Origin of the sequence: Parabacteroides faecalis, from assembly GCF_022809355.1 — a bacterium.
Classification (GTDB): Bacteria; Bacteroidota; Bacteroidia; order Bacteroidales; family Tannerellaceae; genus Parabacteroides; species Parabacteroides faecalis.
This window is the reverse complement of record NZ_JAKZMM010000036.1, coordinates 25,165-41,287: the sequence shown is the minus strand read 5'-3', so window position 1 is coordinate 41,287 and position 16,123 is coordinate 25,165. Positions and strand designations below refer to the sequence as shown.

Annotated in this window: 15 protein-coding genes and 1 tRNA gene; 8 read left to right on the top strand and 8 right to left on the bottom strand. The window is 44.7% G+C overall.

The window, feature by feature from the left end:
• Positions 1 to 218: 218 nt before the first annotated feature.
• Both MUN53_RS13235 and MUN53_RS13230 read right to left on the bottom strand, forming a co-directional pair.
• Positions 219 to 292, bottom strand: a tRNA-Arg gene (locus MUN53_RS13235).
• A 155-nt stretch (positions 293 to 447) separates the two neighbouring features.
• Positions 448 to 1,131, bottom strand: coding sequence for a queuosine precursor transporter (locus MUN53_RS13230; RefSeq protein WP_243325953.1), 684 nt, complete (start codon positions 1,129 to 1,131; stop codon positions 448 to 450).
• A gap of 160 nt (positions 1,132 to 1,291) precedes the next feature.
• Here MUN53_RS13230 and MUN53_RS13225 point away from each other — a divergent pair, with 160 nt between their 5' ends.
• The gene (locus tag MUN53_RS13225) at positions 1,292 to 2,827 is read left to right on the top strand and encodes a sulfatase (RefSeq protein WP_243325952.1); all 1,536 of its coding nucleotides are present in this window, start codon (positions 1,292 to 1,294) and stop codon (positions 2,825 to 2,827) included.
• 60 nt (positions 2,828 to 2,887) lie between these two features.
• On the opposite strand, the gene MUN53_RS13220 is transcribed toward MUN53_RS13225, so the two are convergent.
• Together MUN53_RS13220 and MUN53_RS13215 are read right to left on the bottom strand one after the other, a co-directional pair.
• Complete coding sequence (locus tag MUN53_RS13220; RefSeq protein WP_243325951.1) at positions 2,888 to 3,265, bottom strand: VOC family protein; 378 nt, start codon at positions 3,263 to 3,265, stop codon at positions 2,888 to 2,890.
• Positions 3,266 to 3,309: 44 nt separating this feature from the next.
• Positions 3,310 to 5,130, bottom strand: a complete 1,821-nt coding sequence (locus tag MUN53_RS13215) for a YgiQ family radical SAM protein (RefSeq protein WP_243325950.1) — start codon at positions 5,128 to 5,130, stop codon at positions 3,310 to 3,312.
• 204 nt (positions 5,131 to 5,334) lie between these two features.
• Between MUN53_RS13215 and MUN53_RS13210 the strand changes: the two genes are divergently transcribed.
• Genes MUN53_RS13210 through MUN53_RS13200 form a run of 3 tightly spaced genes read left to right on the top strand, consistent with a single transcriptional unit; the run spans position 5,335 to position 8,299 of the window.
• Positions 5,335 to 6,099 (top strand): HU family DNA-binding protein, encoded by a 765-nt coding sequence (locus tag MUN53_RS13210; RefSeq protein ID WP_243325949.1) that lies wholly within the window; start codon positions 5,335 to 5,337, stop codon positions 6,097 to 6,099.
• Positions 6,100 to 6,141: 42 nt separating this feature from the next.
• Complete coding sequence (locus MUN53_RS13205) at positions 6,142 to 7,782, top strand: dipeptidase (RefSeq protein WP_243325948.1); 1,641 nt, start codon at positions 6,142 to 6,144, stop codon at positions 7,780 to 7,782.
• Between the two features lie 43 nt (positions 7,783 to 7,825).
• Entirely contained in the window at positions 7,826 to 8,299 is a 474-nt protein-coding gene (locus MUN53_RS13200; protein ID WP_243325947.1) for an outer membrane beta-barrel protein, read from the top strand.
• Positions 8,300 to 8,359: 60 nt separating this feature from the next.
• Here MUN53_RS13200 and MUN53_RS13195 read toward each other — a convergent pair whose 3' ends face one another.
• From MUN53_RS13195 to MUN53_RS13185, 3 genes are read right to left on the bottom strand one after another with little or no spacing between them, the layout of a single operon-like run.
• Positions 8,360 to 8,788, bottom strand: a complete 429-nt coding sequence (locus MUN53_RS13195; RefSeq protein ID WP_243325946.1) for an acetolactate synthase — start codon at positions 8,786 to 8,788, stop codon at positions 8,360 to 8,362.
• A 36-nt stretch (positions 8,789 to 8,824) separates the two neighbouring features.
• Positions 8,825 to 10,129 carry a phenylacetate--CoA ligase family protein gene (locus tag MUN53_RS13190; RefSeq protein ID WP_243325945.1) on the bottom strand — a complete coding sequence of 435 codons (1,305 nt, stop codon included), beginning with the start codon at positions 10,127 to 10,129 and terminating at the stop codon, positions 8,825 to 8,827.
• A gap of 19 nt (positions 10,130 to 10,148) precedes the next feature.
• Positions 10,149 to 11,471 carry a Gfo/Idh/MocA family protein gene (locus MUN53_RS13185; protein WP_243325944.1) on the bottom strand — a complete coding sequence of 441 codons (1,323 nt, stop codon included), beginning with the start codon at positions 11,469 to 11,471 and terminating at the stop codon, positions 10,149 to 10,151.
• Positions 11,472 to 11,609: 138 nt separating this feature from the next.
• Between MUN53_RS13185 and MUN53_RS13180 the strand changes: the two genes are divergently transcribed.
• Positions 11,610 to 12,161 (top strand): UpxY family transcription antiterminator, encoded by a 552-nt coding sequence (locus MUN53_RS13180; protein ID WP_243325943.1) that lies wholly within the window; start codon positions 11,610 to 11,612, stop codon positions 12,159 to 12,161.
• Here the strand turns inward: MUN53_RS13180 and MUN53_RS13175 are convergent.
• On the bottom strand, positions 12,145 to 13,665 hold the full coding sequence (locus MUN53_RS13175) for a cobyric acid synthase (protein ID WP_243325941.1): 1,521 nt from the start codon (positions 13,663 to 13,665) through the stop codon (positions 12,145 to 12,147). The two genes, MUN53_RS13180 and MUN53_RS13175, sit on opposite strands and share 17 nt — an antisense overlap.
• A gap of 420 nt (positions 13,666 to 14,085) precedes the next feature.
• On the opposite strand from MUN53_RS13175, the gene MUN53_RS13170 reads away from it, so the two are divergent.
• The 3 genes from MUN53_RS13170 to MUN53_RS13160 are packed head-to-tail and all read left to right on the top strand — an operon-like array spanning position 14,086 to position 15,970.
• A complete protein-coding gene (locus MUN53_RS13170) occupies positions 14,086 to 14,778 on the top strand; it encodes an iron-sulfur cluster assembly scaffold protein (protein ID WP_022454917.1) in 693 nt (230 codons plus the stop codon).
• On the top strand, positions 14,771 to 14,962 hold the full coding sequence (locus MUN53_RS13165) for a hypothetical protein (protein WP_243325939.1): 192 nt from the start codon (positions 14,771 to 14,773) through the stop codon (positions 14,960 to 14,962). The genes MUN53_RS13170 and MUN53_RS13165 overlap by 8 nt, the downstream gene beginning before the upstream one ends.
• A gap of 6 nt (positions 14,963 to 14,968) precedes the next feature.
• Positions 14,969 to 15,970: a GGGtGRT protein gene (locus tag MUN53_RS13160; RefSeq protein ID WP_022454918.1), complete on the top strand. Its 1,002-nt coding sequence runs from the start codon at positions 14,969 to 14,971 to the stop codon at positions 15,968 to 15,970.
• The last annotated feature ends 153 nt before the right edge of the window (positions 15,971 to 16,123 follow it).

Sequence of the window (16,123 nt, the reverse complement as noted above, 5' to 3'; positions counted from 1 at the left end):
AAAGAACTTTCGTTCTCAGTTCAGAGGGGTGAAAGACAAAGCTTTCTTTCTCTTTAGACTTTGCAATATTTATGCTTAAATTTCTAATCCCTCATATTTTTACGTTGATCCCCTCATATTTTTACGTTGATCCTCTGTGTGTTGTGCAATTGTTGTGTAAGTAGATAAAAGAAAAAACGTGAATAACTTTGTTTCAGTTATTCACGTCTATATTTGAGTGATCGGGCTGGGATTCGAACCCAGGACCCACAGCTTAGAAGGCTGTTGCTCTATCCAGCTGAGCTACCTGACCATCCTTGTCAAATGCGTTGCAAAGGTACGCATTTTATTTGAATAAGCAAATATTTGTTCTACTTTTTTATTGATGCTTGATAAATAATTGATGAATCGTTTGTTTGTCAAGGAGATTTCTCGATTGCTCAAAAAGAGGAAACTTGACGATTTCTCTTAAAGATCATTTACTCTTAATACATTATAAGAAATATGTTCATCAAATACATCGCTACCATCTACTTTCTTAATGTAACGGACGATACAGATAGTAATAGGAAGAATGATAACTTCGTATAAAGATTTTAGTACGGCTTGAGTCATAATCATGATCAATAACTCATTCCCAGGTATTAATCCACCAAATGCGATGGGAAAGAAAATTAATGAATCTGCACTTTCGCCCACTAAGGTAGAAAGAACAGCTCGTAAGGAGAAGTTTTTCCCTTGAGATGCCAATTTCATTTTACTCATTACGTAGGCATTAAGAAAAGAACCTACCAAAAAGGCAAGTAAACTGGCTATCGCAATACGAGGAGCTAAACCAAATACGAAATTGAAGGCTTCTTCGCCATTCCAATACGGAGCTGCAGGTAAAGCTGTTGCAATTTGAGCGAAAGCAATAACCAAAAAATTGGAAGCAAAGCCACTCCAAATAATTAAGCGGGCTTTCTTAAATCCCCAGACTTCTGCAATACAATCGTTGATAATATAAGATACGGGAAAGACAATCAGACCGGCAGTCGCTGTAACTCCTGCGAATTGAATTACTTTTGTCTCTAAAAGATTGGCTGCAACTAGGCAGACATTAAAAAGAATGCCCAATAACATGAAGGGCACACTAACTGTTGTTCTTTGCATATATTCTTGTTTTTAACGAGGTTTATCAAGCACTCGACTGCAAAGATACGGGGTTTTATTCATACGTGCAAGAAATTTCTTCTCAGGGGAAGAATGTTGGCCGGCAGATAAAAATAATTCCGTATTTTTGTCCACTAGTTAATGCAAAAGATAAATGACGATGAAGAAGACTCTTTTATTTTCGTTGGCGATGCTGCCAATAGTGAATGGAATGGCTCAAGAGCAAGAAAAGAAACCGAACATCATTCTTTTCTTGGTGGATGACATGGGATGGCAGGATACGTCGCTTCCGTTTTGGAATCAGAAGACAATGTACAACGAGCGGTATGAAACTCCGAATATGGAGCGGCTGGCCCGACAGGGGATGATGTTTACGCAGGCTTATGCTTGTAGCATTAGTTCGCCTACTCGGTGTAGTTTGATGACAGGTTGTAACGCTGCCCGGCATCGGGTCACTAACTGGACTTTGGAGAAGGACAAGAGTACGGATGGAGAAACAGAGGTATTGAATCTTCCCGTATGGAATATTAATGGGATTGCGCAGGTGTCAGGGACAGAACATACTTTTGTCGGGACTTCTTTCGTTGAGTTGTTGAGGGAGAATGGTTATCATACGATTCATTGCGGAAAGGCGCACTGGGGAGCTATTGACACACCAGGAGAAAATCCTTGTCACTTTGGTTTTGAAACGAATATCTGTGGACATGCAGCCGGTGGTTTGGCTACTTATTTGAGTGAACGGAATTATGGTCATGATGAGAAAGGAAATCCTACTTCATTGATGGCAATACCGGGACTGGAGCATTATTGGCAGACGGGTACTTTCGCTACGGAAGCCTTGACTCAAGAGGCGTTGAAGGCCCTTGATAAAGCGAAGGCTTATAATCAGCCGTTCTATTTGTATATGTCGCATTATGCAATCCATATCCCGATTGACAAGGATATGCGGTACTATGAAAAGTACAAGCAAAAAGGGTTGTCGGATAAAGAAGCGGCTTATGCTTCTTTGATTGAAGGAATGGACAAAAGCCTGGGTGACATCATGGATTGGTTAGAGAAGAATGGCGAGGCTGATAACACGATCATTCTGTTTATGGGTGATAATGGTGGCTATGCCAGTGGATCTGGTTGGCGGGATGAGCCTTTGTTTACCCAAAACTATCCGTTGACAGCGGGGAAAGGTTCTGCTTATGAAGGAGGAATTCGTGAACCGATGATTGTGGCTTGGCCGAAGGTGGTGAAGCCAGGAACTCGATGCGATAAGTACCTGATGATTGAAGATTATTACCCGACGATTCTCGAGATGGCAGGTATTACAGACTATCAGACACCGCAGCCGATTGATGGTGTCAGTTTCGTGCCGTTGTTGAAGCAAACGGGTGATCCTTCGGAAGGACGTAGCTTGTATTGGAATTTCCCGAATATTTGGGCTGGTGAACATGGACCAGGCATCGCGGCCACTTGTACTATTCGTCAAGGAGATTGGAAATTAATTTATTTCTATGAGACAGGAAAGAAAGAACTGTATAACATTCCGGAAGATATCAGCGAGAAGCATGATGTGGCGGCTTCGCATCCGGATATAGTAAAACGTTTGTCGGCTGATTTGGGTAAGTATCTGCGGTCGGTTGATGCACAGCGTCCGGCTTTCAAAGCGACGGGGAAAGCAGTGCCTTGGCCGGATGAAGTAGAATAGGAATAAAAAAAGTCCGTTGGTTGTTCGTTCCAACGGACTTTTTAGTTTTTGTATGATTCTTTATTTCATCGGGAGAACTTCAATCCAATAGTCATCTGGGTCGTTGATGAAGTAAAGCCCCATGGCTTCATTCTCGAAGCATACACATCCCATCTCTTTATGATAAGCACGGACAGCATCGTAATCTCCAGCTACTCGGAAACATAAGTGGCTTTCGTTATCACCTAATTCATAGGCTTCCTGCCGGTCTCGTAGCCAAGTCAGTTCCAGAAGGAAGTTCCCTTGGTCGTCTGCCAGATAGACTAAGATAAAGGAACCATCCGAAGCTTCTTTACGATGGTGTTCTTTCAGACCTAATGCTTTCTCATAAAAAGCGATACTACGCTGTAAGTCCAATACATTGATGTTGAAATGGTCGAATCTTGCTTTGATTTCCATATATTGTCTGTTTTTATTGTTGTTGACTCGTTTTCAAATGTCTTTTATTTATTCCTTCTGAAGAGCTTATCGATCAGGTCTCGCCGTTTCATCTTCTGTAATTCCTTCATGATCTGTTGCCGGTATTCCGGTTTGTACCAGAAGAAAAATTGACGCTGAGCTAACTTCTGCTCTTTAGTCCGTGCCGTATAGACTTTCTCCAGGGTATAAGGATGGTAGCCTGTGTAATACATCTCGGTAGCCAGAGTCATGGGTGTAGGAGTGAAGTCCTGTACCTGTTCCAACTGGAAGTGGAGACCTTTCGTGATAACAGCCAACTCTGCCATATCGAGTTCGGTACAGCCCGGATGACTGGAAATGAAGTATGGGATGAGTTGCTGGTTCAGTCCCTGCTGCTTGTTCACCCGGTCGAAGATCTTCTTGAATTGTTCGAAGAGTTTGAACGAGGGCTTACGCATCTGTTTCAATACCTCGTCTTGTGTATGTTCGGGGGCGACTTTCAAGCGACCCGAAACGTGACGGGCTATCAACTCCTCTACATACTTATGTGCCGACTGGTTGAGGGCTTCATTATCATAACGATGGAGGAGCAGGTCGTAGCGCACTCCGCTTCCGATGAAAGATTTCTTGATTCCCGGAATCTTATCTACTTCTTTATATAGTTCCAGAAGTGGGGTATGATCTGCATTCAGGTTCTTACAGACTACGGGCGAGATACACGACGGCTTCTTGCATTTGGCGCAGATCTCCGGATTCAGTCCTTTCATGCGGTACATATTGGCCGAGGGTCCGCCCAAATCACTCAAATAGCCTTTGAAGTCCGGCATCTCGGTGATCGCCTTGACTTCTTTCAGGATGGATTCTTTACTTCGGGAGGCGATGAACTTCCCCTGATGGGCGGAGATGGTACAAAAGGCACAACCGCCAAAGCATCCGCGATGGATATTGACCGAAAACTTGATCATCTCGAAGGCTGGGATCACTTTGCCCTTGTACTTCGGATGGGGCAGGCGGGTATAGGGCAGGTCGAAGCTGGCGTCTATCTCGGCTTCTGTCATGGGAGGGAAGGGAGGATTGACGACAAGGGTCTGCCTGCCACATCGCTGCAGGATGCGCTGAGCATGCTGCTTATTCGATTCTTCTTCAATATGACGGAAGTTTTTGGCCTGCTTGAGTTTGTCTTTCAGACATTCTTCGTGGGAAAAGAGAAGGATATCATCTGCTTCTGGTTGAACCTTGGCAGAGAGATAGACAGTCTGTGGAATGTCATGAATCTCGTGAAAGGGTGTTCCAGTCTGCAGACGGCGTACCAGCTCCTGTATCGGTTTTTCTCCCATGCCATAGATCAGCAAGTCTGCCGGACTGTCGATGAGGATACCCGGCCGCAACTGGTCTTGCCAGTAATCGTAGTGCGTCAGGCGGCGCATGGAGGCTTCGATACCGCCTAATACGACTGGTACGTCGGGGTAGAGTTCCTTCAGTATCTTGGTATAAACAATGCTGGGGTAATCGGGCCGCATACCGGCACGGCGGTCTGGCGTGTAAGCATCATCGCTACGCAACCGCTTGTTGGCGGTGTAGTGATTGATCATCGAATCCATCGCTCCGGCCGAAACGCCGAAGAACAGACGGGGTGCTCCCAGCTTCTTGAAGTCGCGGAAATCACCCCGCCAATCGGGTTGCGGGACGATCGCCACCCGTAGTCCCATTGCTTCCAGTGTCCGTCCGATGACGGCGGCACCAAACGACGGATGATCCACATACGCGTCTCCGCTGAACAGGATCACATCCAGGTAGTCCCAGCCACGCGCTTCTACCTCTTTTTTTGTTGTAGGCAACCATGCCTCAGGTCTATACGTTTTCATGTTGCAAAGGTAATAATTTTCTTTCTGGCAGTCAATGGAGTTATCACGACCTTTCATCCTATCCGTGTAGTAGTTGTTATTTTTCTTGGAATAATAAAATATTCTTCTTGGAATATTTATTTATCTTTCTAAGAATAAAAATATATTCTTTCTGGAATAATTCTCTATCTTTGTAAAGATATTAACTAATAATAAGCTGTACAGATGAGAAAGAAAAGAGCTGAATGGAAAATCAGACTGGTACGGTCAAACTTAAAGCCTTCAGAGGGTTGTTTGTTCCCGCAAGTCGTATTGAAGGGTGCATATACACTCGACGATATCATTGAGCGTTTGGCGAAAGACCAGGCGTGCGGATTGAATGCCGAAACACTTCGTCATGCAGCTACCGCTTTGTTTAATGAGATGGAAGACTGCCTGTTGGACGGCTCGTCGGTTCATCTGCCGTTAGGGATACTGACTCCCAGTGTGACGGGCTTGTGGGATACCAATCGCCTCCAACCCGAGGCCCGGCGTAAGAACGAGGCTACAGTTCGCTTCTCATTAAGTCCGCGTTTAAAGAAAGCGTTGGCCGACCCACTTTTGCATGAAACAGATGCAGCAGCTTCACGGTTGGCCATCTACACGGTGGAAGATGCGGGTAGCCGAACGATCAATGAGCGGATTACGCGTGGGCTGAGCATTTCATTGACCGGTTCTATGCTGTTGATGAACGGAACTTCTCCTGAGCGGGGCCTTTATCTGCTTCGGGCAGGAACCGAGGAGGTGGTTTTGCACATTCCACCCGAGTCGTTTGTCCGTTGTACGCGTCGGAATATTATCGCCTTGATACCTCGGGATCTGCCGAAGGGAGAATATAATCTGCGTGTGGTGAGCCAGTGTACGACGAGCCCAAGACCTCTGAATACACCGGCCGTTTATACAATGCCTTCGGTACTGGTTGTTGCCGATTTGCAAGAAAACAAAGAATGATCTACTTTTGTGTGGAAAAAGAAATACATAAAACAAGAATATATGAAAAAGTTTTGGATTACATTAGCTGCCTGCTTCGGTCTGGCTTCGACCGCTGAAGTGATGGCATGTACGGGTCTCCTGGTGGGGAAAAAGGCTTCTGTCGATGGCTCGGTGATGATCAGTTATGCTGCCGACTCTTACACCCTTTACGGAGAGTTGTATCACTGGCCGGCTGCTGTCTGGCCCGAAGGAGCTATGCTCGACATCACTGAATGGGATACGGGAAAACCATTGGGACAGATCCCGCAGGTGCGTCAGACTTACTCGGTTGTGGGGAATATGAATGAACACCAGGTGGCAATCACGGAAAGTACCTTTGGCGGACGGCCTGAACTGGTTGATACGACCGGTATCATGGATTATGGAAGCCTGATCTATGTAGCCCTGCAGCGTTCGAAGTCTGCACGCGAAGCTATCCAGGTGATGACCGATCTGGTCGCTAAGTATGGTTACTATAGCGGTGGCGAGTCATTCTCGATTGCTGATAAAAATGAAGCTTGGATCATGGAGATGGTAGGAAAAGGTACAGGAAATAAAGGCGCTGTATGGGTTGCCATTCGTATCCCTGATGACTGTATCGCAGCCCACGCGAACCAGTCGCGCATCCAGCAAATACCGTTCGACGACAAAGAGAACTGTATGTATTCGCCCGATGTAGTATCGTTTGCCCGCGAGAAAGGATACTTCAGCGGAAAGGATGAGGATTTCAGCTTTGCAAAAGCTTATTGTCCGTATGATTTCAGTGCTCTTCGTATCTGCGAAGCCCGTGTGTGGTCTTTCTTCAACAAGTATAACAAGGATATGGGCAAGTACCTCGGTTTTGCCAAAGGTGATGTGAACGCTGAACCAATGCCACTTTATATCAAGCCCGACCGGAAGTTGTCGGTTGCCGATGTGCGTGATATGATGCGCGATCACTACGAAGGTACCGAACTCGACATGACGAATGATCCCGGAGCTGGTCCGTACAAGGCACCGTACCGTTTCCGTCCGCTTACCTATAAAGTAGATGGCGAAACTTATACAAACGAACGTCCGATTTCAACACAGCAGAGTGGATTCGTCATCGTTCCGCAATTGCGTAGTTGGCTTCCTGATGCCATTGGTGGTGTACTGTGGTTTGCTGTCGATGATGCCAATACGACTGTTTTCACACCGATCTATTGTTCATCAACCGACGTGCCCGAATGTTATCGCCAGGGAAATGGCAGCATGATGCAATTCTCATGGACATCTGCTTTCTGGATTCGTAACTGGGTGGCTAATATGGTATACGGACGCTATAACCAGATGATTGGAGACCTTCGCAAAGTACAGTCTGAGTTGGAAAACGGTTATCTGGACATGCAACCCGCCATCGACAAGGCTGCTTCCGAACTCTATCAGAAAGATCCGAAAGAAGCGGCGAAGTTCCTGACCTGGTACAGCACTACAACAGCCGATGAATCCGTTGACCGCTGGAAGAAATTAGGAGAATTCCTGATCGTGAAATATTCAGACGGTGTGGCTCGTAAAGAGAAAGACGGTAAGTTCCTCGACAATGGTTATGGTTTGGGTGCAGCACCCGATTCACCGGGATACAGCGAAGATTTTTATCGTGCTATCGTAAAATCAGCCGGCGAACGCTTGAAAGTGAAATAAAAGTCGTATATTAGGGCCTATTATTCATTAAAATAACTGCGATATGAAAAAGTTATTTCTTGTATTAAGTATGATTTGCCTGAGTTTAACCGTATTTGCTCAGGCGGATAAGGGCCGTTCTTCATTCGGCTTTAATTTAGGGTATGCATTCGATAGCGAACAAGCCACCTTAGGATTGGATTACCGGTATTGTCTGACTGACGAAGTACGATTGAATCCGGGGTTGACCTATCTGGTAAAGAACCATGGCGTGAGTGCCTGGATGATTGACGTGAATGCTCACTATGTGTTTAAACTGAGTAGTATGTTCGGATTCTATCCGTTGGCTGGTGTCAGCATGTCGTTCTGGGATTGGGATGGTCATCATGATGGCGTTACCCGTTTCGGTGCAAATATCGGTTTGGGTGGAGAAGTCTATGCAACTCCTGAATTTTCATTAGGACTGGAAGCAAAATACAATATCATCAAGGATTTGGATCAGGCGTTTATCGCTTTGCGTGCCGCTTATTGTTTCTAATCATTGAGTATTTGTTATAAAGATAAAAAAGGGAGCTTTTAGCTCCCTTTTTTGTTGGTATTAATCCATCTTCAATAGATCACTTTCACTAAGATATTCCATATTCTGCCGGCGGATTACTTCGCGCGCTGCCTCGCGGTTGTTGGTTCGCAGGATCAGAATGGATTTGTCTTTGATAGAGAAGCAGTACATATATTCAATGCTCAGTCCTGCTTTTGTAAATGCCTGAAGCGTTTGGGCAAATCCGGCAGCTTCAGAGTGAGTGACAATGGCCAGTACGTCCGTCAGATTGGCACTGACGTTATTCTCCTTTAGAATCTTGAATGCCCGCTGCGGATCATTTACGATGATACGAAGAATACCATATTCGGAGGTATCAGCTACAGTAGCTGCAATGATCCGGATCTTGGCTTCGGCGAGTAACATCAGTATTTCAGACAACTTGCCGTACTTGTTTTCCAAGAAAATTGATATTTGATTGACTGTCATAACGGATAGTATTTAGGATTGATACGAATGAACAATTTAACATAGCTTTCTTAAATCTTTTACGCGGACAGCTTTTCCACCTTCGGCAGAAGGTAATGAGCCTTTTCCTACAAGCTTAACGCGTGGTGTCAACAATAATTCATCTTTTAACTGACGGGTTACTTCCTTAGCCAAGCGCTGCAATGCACTGTAATCATCCGTGAACAGGTCGCTCAATTCTACTTCGATCAGCATCTCGTCGTTATAACCTACTGTCTCGATTGTAATCAGATAATTACTTCCCAGTTCTTTGAAGTTCATCAAGATCTTCTCAATCTGGATCGGGAAGATATTGACACCCTTCAGAATGATCATATCATCACTTCTACCGACGAAGCGGGCCAGACGGCGATGTGTTCTACCGCATGGACATTCACCCGGAATGAATCGGGTCAGGTCTCGTGTCCGATAGCGGAGCAATGGCATGGCTTCCCGATTAATCGTAGTTAAAACCAATTCGCCGATCTCACCTTCCGGAACGGGTTCCAAGGTCTGCGGATTAATGATTTCAGGAATAACATAATCTTCCCAAATGTGAAGACCGTTTTGTTCCGGACATTCGAATGCTACTCCCGGACCGTTCATTTCCGACATACCGAAACAGTTGTAAGCCTTTACACCCAGCAATTGCTCGATACGTTTCCGTTGTTCTTCCGAGTGCGGTTCGGCTCCGATACATACGGTATGCAGTTTGGTGTCGCGGCGTGGATCAATTCCCATCTCGTACATCACTTCTGCCAGACGGGTAGCGTAACTGGGAATGATATGAAGGCAAGTCGTACCAAAGTCGGTAATGAACTTGATCTGCCGTTTGGTATTTCCTGCTGCAGCCGGAACGGTCAAGGCTCCTAAACGTTCAGCTCCGTACTGGAATCCCAATCCTCCTGTAAACATACCATAACCGGATGTGTTCTGGAAAACATCAGTATCCCGTAGTCCGACCATATACATACAGCGAGCTACCTGGTTTGCCCATTGATCCAAATCCTTGGCAGAGTGAAGTACTACTGTCGGGTTTCCGGTCGTACCACTTGAAGAATGGATACGAACACACTTCTGAATAGGTATGGCTGCCATTCCAAACGGATAATGGCTGCGTAAATCATTTTTGGTAGTAAATGGAATCTTCCGTAAATCATCCAGTGTCTGGATAGAATCGGGTGTGATTCCGTTCTTCTCAAATACTTCCTTGTAGAAAGGAGAGTTGGCCGCATGTTTTACGGTCTCTTTCAGACGCGTCAGTTGAAGTTCCTGCAACTGATCGCGTCCCATCGTTTCGATGTCTTTTTGCCAGTATTCCATATATGCGATTATTTTTGTTTTACAATTCAGGTAATTTCCAAGGAGCTCTGTAATAAGCCTTCGATAGGGCAGTAGCTTCTTCGTCATTGATGAAGAGATGTTTCTCATCATCCCATCTAACTTCTCTGCCAAGCCGGCAAGAGATGTTGGCCAAGTGAGCCATCTTGGCTACGCGGGCACCGATTGCGATATCAGCGTTGGGTAATTCCCTGCTTTTGATGCAGGACAACATATTACCTACATGGTTATACAAACCTTTCCCTTCACCTTTCTTGAATGGAATGGCTTCCATGCGGGCTTCTTTATTGGCTACAACCGAGATTACTTCCCAACCGGCGCGGTCAAGAACTAATGTTCCGTTCTCGCCAAAGAAAGCCAGTCCTTCACGGCGGTCGTATAAGCCATGGTTAATGCCGCAGGCATGATCCCAAATGATATTGAAATCTTTATAGGTATAAGTTGCCATCAGGGTATCGGGCGTTTCCATTGCATCATTCGGATAAGCGAATTTCCCTCCACTGCCATATACATGACTGGGCAGGTCTGCATGCATACCTTCCAAAGCATAGTCCAGTAAATGCACGCCCCAATCGGACATCAATCCGCCGGCGTAATCCCAGAAAAAGCGGAAGTTATAATGGAAACGATACGGATTGAACGGACGCTTGGGTGCCGGACCTAACCACATATCATAATCGACTCCGGCAGGAGGCGGACAATCCGGTTTTACCGGTAAAGTTGGTTTCCCGTCTTGGTAAGCCCATACTTTAACGGTTCTGATACGACCTATTCCTCCTTTCTTCAGGAAATTGGCGGCTTCATCCCAGTGCGGATCGCTACGTTGCCACTGACCGACTTGTACAATGCGATTATATTTACGGGCTGCCTTTACCATCAGATCACATTCTTCGATGGTATTCGAAAGCGGCTTTTCGACATAAACATCCTTTCCTGCTTGGCAAGCCTCGATTGTCGGGAGACAATGCCAATGATCGGGCGTACCGATGATGACCAGATCCACATCTTTGTTGTCAATGACTTTACGCCAGTCTTTATAGAGGTTAGGGACTTTCTTCCCTGTTTTCTTCTCTACGTCACCGGCTCTCTTCTGCAGCCATTCATCATCTACATCACACAGGGCGACACATTCCACTTCCGGATATTGGAGAAATGTATTTAAGTCTGCAAATCCCATGCTTCTGCAACCGATAAGGGCTACTTTTACCTTGTTACTGGGAGCAGTAGCTCCGTATATAGATGAGTAGGAAGAACTGATGATCGGTCCTAAACCTAGACCTACAGCCGATAAAGCTGTCTTCTGTATAAAGTTTCGTCTGTTCATGGTAATAGTAAAAAGTGTTTATTACGTTGCAATGTTACAAAAAATAATTCTACTTTGATGTGTATTTGTCATAAAATCGTGAATTTCTCTTTTCTTTTCGGAATTGAGACGTTTTTCCGGGGTCGAAAACCGGTTATTTTGAATCGGAGTGTTACCTTTGTGGCTGGGAAGAAAGAAAAACAGAAAGCAATGCAACAGACAGAAGTAGATAATCAGAAATGGTATGTTCTATATACTGCTCCACGAGCCGAGAAACAAGTGGAAAGCCGTATCCAGGGGATGGGTGTGATTTGCTGGCTTCCGTTACATAAATCGCCTCGGGTATGGTCGGATCGGGTAAAAATTGTGGATATTCCTTTATTCCCTTCTTATATATTTGTGAAATGCGCCGAAACAGATCTGTATAAGTTATTACGCATTCCCGGCGTTTCCCGTATTGTATATTATAATGGTAAGCCGGCTGTTGTCCGTGAAAAGGAACTGGATTCTATTCGTACTTTCTTGGAAGAAGCAGCCAATCACCCTCTGATGGAAGGTGAAGAGGCTGAAATTGTTTGTGGGGTGATGAAGCATGTCTCCGGGAAAATCCGGCGTATCCGTAAGAAATACTTGTTGCTTTATCTGGCACAGCTGGGCGCTCACGTATGCGTGTCGCTCGAGAAAGTCTATCCTGTCAATCGGATTCGCTGACGGCTGCCGTACGGTAGATGTAATCCAGATCCGAGTGTTGGCGTACCCAATCAGCTAGTTTATCATATTGTTCTTCCTTGAATGCTGCATAATCAAAATGAGCAGTTCCTTGGGCTGTATCAAAACCTGCTGCCAGACTATCTAATACTTCCGGATTGTCTAAGATACCATGCAGGTAACTTCCCCAACAACGATCGTTCAGATAATACCCATCCAGGCGACCGTCTTCCAACAATGCAACAGGTCGTGGTTGAGCATCGCCCATCGTTTCTGTTTTTCCCATGTGGATTTCGTATCCTTTGCACGACAAGACCGGTTGTTTTCCTTTCATCTCTTGCAAGAAGGCAAAATGGCTTTGCTTGGTTACCTTCTCTTGTTCGATCGTGGTGATTTGAGGTAATAAACCCAATCCCGGGACAGCCTTTAAGCTTCCTTCCATTCCTTCCGGATCTTCCAGGCGTACACCCATCATTTGATATCCTCCGCAGATGCCAATCACCTTTTTCCCGTTTTTGTAAGCTCTGACAATGGCTTCGGCTGTACCGTTGGCCCGGATACTTTGCAAGTCGGCCAATGTGTTTTTGGTGCCGGGAAGCAGGATTATATCTGCTTTTTCTATTTCTTCTACATTATTAGTATAGTAGGCATTGAAGCGGCTGTCCATTTCCAGAACGTCAAAGTCGGTGAAGTTAGACATCCGTTTAAGCAGAATGATTGCTACGTTGATTTTCCCGTCCTGATAGGTATTTGTTTTCATTTCGAGCGCAACAGAATCCTCTTCTTCGATCTTGATATTCCGGAAATAAGGAATAATACCTACAACAGGAATACCCGTCAGCTTCTCAATAATCTTCCGTCCTTCCTCGAACAGCGAGATATCTCCCCTGAATTTATTGATGATAATACCTTTGACCAACTTTCGCTCTTCGGGTTTCAGCAAAGCAATGGTTCCATAAACCGAGCCAAACACGCCGCCCCGGTCAATATCGGCAACCAGATACGTATCGGCTTGGGCGTATATAGCCATCCGCATATTGGTAATATCCCGATCGCGCAAATTGATTTCGGAGATACTTCCGGCACCTTCCAGCACAATCGGATTGTATTGGCTTTTAAGCCGGTCGAAGGCCGCCTGCGCTTCTTTGAACAAATCTTCTTTCTGGAGTTTCATCCCAAAGTAATCATGAGCCGACATATTCCCGATAGGGCGTCCGTTCAAAATTACCTGCGAACCTTTATCACTGGTTGGTTTGAGCAATACCGGATTCATATCCGTGTGAGGCGCAATGCCGCAAGCCTCGGCTTGTACGACTTGAGCCCGTCCCATTTCGCCTCCTTCGGGTGTGGAAAACGAGTTAAGTGACATGTTCTGAGCCTTGAAAGGTGCAGGAGAATAACCATCTTGTTTGAAGATTCGGCAAAAGGCCGCATTGATTACGCTTTTACCGGCATCCGAACAAGTCCCTACAAACATGATTGGTTTTAATATCTTATGATTCTTCATGTGTCGTTTCTTTATTTTTTTTGCGGAGACAAACCTACAAAAAACTTTACTAAGCCGAAGGATTCCGCCGGATATTTTTGCAAAAATCGCTATTCATTTTGTCGGAGGTAACCGGAGAAAGATATAAATCCGGTTACAAATTCTTTAGTTCACGGCGTGAACTAAGTAATCCACGTCGAGAACTACTTAAACCACGGCGTGAACTAAGTAATTCTCGACGTGAACTAAAGAATATACGGCGGGTGAAATATTTAAAATGAAGAGCTTCCCTAAAAAAGTGTATGTAAAGAATCTTTATTCTATTCTGCAAACTTTTGTACGCTATTGCATGAAAAAAGAAAAACTCTTATATTTGCATGGTTTTACAAAAGAAGAGCGATATAAAGTTTTTATTATCATTAATATAATAAATTAGCGATTATGATTTATTCACATGAAGTTCAACACATGTGTGTTGTTAAGAAGGGCGCTAATCACCCTTGCGCTCCGATTCCAGAAGAAGGAAAATGGGTTAGAGCAACTCAGATCTCAGACATCTCAGGTTTGACTCACGGTATCGGTTGGTGTGCTCCAAAGCAGGGTGCATGTAAACTGACTCTGAACATTAAGGAAGGAATCATTCAGGAAGCTTTGGTTGAAACAATCGGTTGCTCAGGTATGACTCACTCTGCTGCTATGGCATCAGAAATTCTGCCGGGTAAGACATTGTTGGAAGCTTTGAATACAGACTTGGTTTGTGATGCAATCAATACAGCAATGCGCGAATTGTTCTTGCAGATCGTTTACGGTCGTACACAGTCTGCTTTCTCAGAAGGTGGTCTGCCTATCGGCGCAGGTTTGGAAGACCTGGGTAAAGGTTTGCGTAGCCAGGTAGGTACAATGTTCGGAACATTGGCTAAAGGAACTCGTTACTTGGAAATGGCAGAAGGTTATTGTACTCGCATGGCTTTGGATGCTAACGACGAAGTAATCGGTTACGAATTCGTACACCTGGGCAAGTTCATGGATATGGTTAAGAAAGGCATGGATGCCAATGAAGCTTTGGAAAAAGCAAAAGGTTCATACGGCCGCTTCAAAGATGCAGTAAAATATATCGATCCTCGTAATGAATAAGAAAACATTAACACGTGTCCTCATCGGGCTTATTATTCTGACGGCTGTTGGTTTTTCCATAGCCTACTTTGTCTTGAAAGGTGAGAAGCCTTGGTTGGCTTTCTTCGTAGCTTGTTGTGGTGGCGTGCTTGTTTTCAATTTTCTGATTTCATTATTTTTCGTAAACAAGAATTTTAAAAAGTAAAACAATATGGCTTTATTTGAAAGTTACGACCGCAGAATCGATCATATCAATGCGGTTTTGAAAGAATACGGTATCAATGGCATCGAAGAAGCAAAAGAAATTTGCGCAGCTAAAGGCCTTGATCCATACACAATGTGTAAAGAAACTCAGCCTATCTGCTTCGAAAACGCATGTTGGGCTTATGTAGTAGGTGCTGCTATCGCTATTAAGAAAGGCTGCACAAACGCTGCTGATGCTGCTGAAGCAATCGGTATCGGTTTGCAGGCATTCTGTATCAAAGGTTCTGTTGCTGATGATCGTAAAGTAGGTATCGGTCATGGTAACTTGGCAGCTCGTCTGTTGCGCGAAGAAACTCAGTGCTTCGCATTTTTGGCAGGTCACGAATCATTTGCTGCTGCTGAAGGTGCTATCAAGATTGCTGAAATGGCAAACAAAGTACGTAAATCTCCGTTGCGCGTTATCTTGAACGGTCTGGGTAAAGATGCGGCTAAGATCATTTCTCGTATCAACGGCTTTACATATGTTCAGACTCAGTTCGACTATATGACAGGTGAAGTAAACGTAATCGAAGAAATTCCTTATTCAGATGGTTTACGTTCAAAAGTAAAATGTTATGGTGCTGACGATGTACGCGAAGGTGTTGCTATCATGTGGAAAGAAGATGTAGATGTATCTATCACTGGTAACTCTACAAACCCAACTCGTTTCCAGCATCCGGTAGCAGGTACTTACAAGAAAGAACGTACATTGGCTGGTAAGCCTTACTTCTCAGTAGCTTCAGGTGGTGGTACAGGTCGTACTTTGCATCCGGATAACATGGCTGCTGGTCCTGCTTCTTATGGTATGACTGATACTATGGGTCGTATGCACTCAGACGCTCAGTTCGCTGGTTCTTCTTCAGTTCCTGCTCACGTTGAAATGATGGGCTTCTTGGGTATGGGTAACAACCCGATGGTAGGTGCTACAGTTGCTGTTGCCGTTGCTATCGAAGAAGCAATGAAGAAGTAATATAAGTTATTACTGATATATAAACTCCTGTAATCGTTATGGTTGCAGGAGTTTTTTTATTTGTATTATGGTATAATGTAAAACTTAACTATGAATATAGAGTTTTGATAAGATTTCACATATGGCAGGTGTCTAGACAATAAACTTTTAGGC

Excerpts from the sequence above, each read along its gene's own strand:
- MUN53_RS13185 (WP_243325944.1), bottom strand. The coding sequence starts at position 11,471 with ATGAACAGACGAAACTTTATACAGAAGACAGCTTTATCGGCTGTAGGT.
- MUN53_RS13190 (WP_243325945.1), bottom strand. The coding sequence starts at position 10,129 with ATGGAATACTGGCAAAAAGACATCGAAACGATGGGACGCGATCAGTTG.
- MUN53_RS13195 (WP_243325946.1), bottom strand. The coding sequence starts at position 8,788 with ATGACAGTCAATCAAATATCAATTTTCTTGGAAAACAAGTACGGCAAG.
- MUN53_RS13160 (WP_022454918.1), top strand. The coding sequence starts at position 14,969 with ATGGCTTTATTTGAAAGTTACGACCGCAGAATCGATCATATCAATGCG.
- MUN53_RS13165 (WP_243325939.1), top strand. The coding sequence starts at position 14,771 with ATGAATAAGAAAACATTAACACGTGTCCTCATCGGGCTTATTATTCTG.
- MUN53_RS13205 (WP_243325948.1), top strand. The coding sequence starts at position 6,142 with ATGAAAAAGTTTTGGATTACATTAGCTGCCTGCTTCGGTCTGGCTTCG.
- MUN53_RS13220 (WP_243325951.1), bottom strand. The coding sequence starts at position 3,265 with ATGGAAATCAAAGCAAGATTCGACCATTTCAACATCAATGTATTGGAC.
- MUN53_RS13210 (WP_243325949.1), top strand. The coding sequence starts at position 5,335 with ATGAGAAAGAAAAGAGCTGAATGGAAAATCAGACTGGTACGGTCAAAC.
- MUN53_RS13200 (WP_243325947.1), top strand. The coding sequence starts at position 7,826 with ATGAAAAAGTTATTTCTTGTATTAAGTATGATTTGCCTGAGTTTAACC.
- MUN53_RS13225 (WP_243325952.1), top strand. The coding sequence starts at position 1,292 with ATGAAGAAGACTCTTTTATTTTCGTTGGCGATGCTGCCAATAGTGAAT.
- MUN53_RS13170 (WP_022454917.1), top strand. The coding sequence starts at position 14,086 with ATGATTTATTCACATGAAGTTCAACACATGTGTGTTGTTAAGAAGGGC.
- MUN53_RS13175 (WP_243325941.1), bottom strand. The coding sequence starts at position 13,665 with ATGAAGAATCATAAGATATTAAAACCAATCATGTTTGTAGGGACTTGT.
- MUN53_RS13230 (WP_243325953.1), bottom strand. The coding sequence starts at position 1,131 with ATGCAAAGAACAACAGTTAGTGTGCCCTTCATGTTATTGGGCATTCTT.
- MUN53_RS13215 (WP_243325950.1), bottom strand. The coding sequence starts at position 5,130 with ATGAAAACGTATAGACCTGAGGCATGGTTGCCTACAACAAAAAAAGAG.